Origin of the sequence: Streptomyces albidochromogenes (assembly GCF_005981925.1) — a bacterium.
GTDB classification, from domain to species: domain Bacteria; phylum Actinomycetota; class Actinomycetes; order Streptomycetales; family Streptomycetaceae; genus Streptomyces; species Streptomyces albidochromogenes.
On the sequence record NZ_VBVX01000606.1, the window covers coordinates 1 to 1,187 of the forward strand.

Sequence of the window (1,187 nt, forward strand, 5' to 3'; positions counted from 1 at the left end):
TCGGTGTGGACTGGGGGACCAGGACCTCGTCCCAGCCGCTGCCCGGGCCGATCGCCGCGGGCGCGGCCGTGACGAAGACGTACACGGTGTGCGTGGACGCCTGGCGGGTGCCGCTGGGCATGCGGGTCGAGACCCAGGACGTCACCGCCGACTGGACGTGACCGGCAGGCCGCGGTGATCAGCTCAGGGCGAGCCAGGCGACCGCCGCGAGGATCACGACGACGGCCACGACGCCGATGATCAGGCCGGTCCTGGGGCCGCCGGACGCGGCGGCCGCGGCCGGCTGCTGCCGCTGCGGTTCGCCCTCGTCCACGAAGGCGCGGAACATCTGGGTGCTGCCGGCCGGGTCGTGCTGACCTTCGGGGCCCTGGGGAGCATGGGGGTTGTGTGCCATGGGCCACGACCCTAGCGAAGAGGGCCCCCTCCGCACACCCCAGGACCCCCGACGGGCGTGATCTGCGGCTTTACCGGGTGCGCGGACGTCCTTGACCCGCCCCGCACGCAGCCTTTTGGGTTCCTTTACCCCTGCTGGCCCGAATTAGCTTGCCTGGAGCAACCAACTACTTCTATGGTTGCCCTAAGCAACAAGATGTTCGGAGGTGCCCGTGGCCGCGCAGAGTCGGTTCGAGGAACTGGCCCGGCAGCTCAGTGCCATCGGCGCCGTCAAGCGCGATCTGGCGCGCGTTCTGCCCGCGCACTGCCCCGCCGGATCGGCCGCCGTGCTCACCGTGCTCCACCGGCACGGCGAGATGCGCATGAGCCGGCTCGCGGAACTGCTCGCGGTCGACATGTCCGTGACCAGCCGGCACGTGGCGCATGTGGCCGAGCGCGGCTGGATCGACCGGGCCCCCGACCCGTGCGACAGGCGCTCGCGCATCCTGCGGCTCAACCCGGCGGGCCGGGCGCTCCTGGAGGAACTCTCCGAGCGCTACACCCAGACGCTCGCCGGCGCCCTCGACGACTGGTCCGACGAAGAGGTCGGACAGCTCAACTCCATGCTGGCCCGCCTGCGCAGCAGCTTCGGTGACTGCCGGGCCCGGGCCCCCCACCACTTCGAGCACCACACAGAAGTGCCCGTTCCACCCGCGACACCCGCGTAAAGCAAAGGAATTCAATGGCTACGACCACACCGGCCGGTGTGCGGGGCGGCCACGCCAAGCAGGGGTCCCACCACCACTCCTCCGACG

The 1,187-nt window shown here is 71.0% G+C and carries 2 protein-coding genes; one reads left to right on the forward strand and one right to left on the reverse strand.

Features of this window, described 5'->3' with window-relative positions:
* Nucleotides 1-178 precede the first annotated feature (178 nt).
* Nucleotides 179-394 carry a hypothetical protein gene (locus tag E2E34_RS34255; RefSeq protein ID WP_138905708.1) on the reverse strand — a complete coding sequence of 72 codons (216 nt, stop codon included), beginning with the start codon at nt 392-394 and terminating at the stop codon, nt 179-181.
* 211 nt (nt 395-605) lie between these two features.
* Between E2E34_RS34255 and E2E34_RS34260 the strand changes: the two genes are divergently transcribed.
* The gene (locus tag E2E34_RS34260; RefSeq protein ID WP_138905709.1) at nt 606-1,100 is read left to right on the forward strand and encodes a MarR family winged helix-turn-helix transcriptional regulator; all 495 of its coding nucleotides are present in this window, start codon (nt 606-608) and stop codon (nt 1,098-1,100) included.
* The last annotated feature ends 87 nt before the right edge of the window (nt 1,101-1,187 follow it).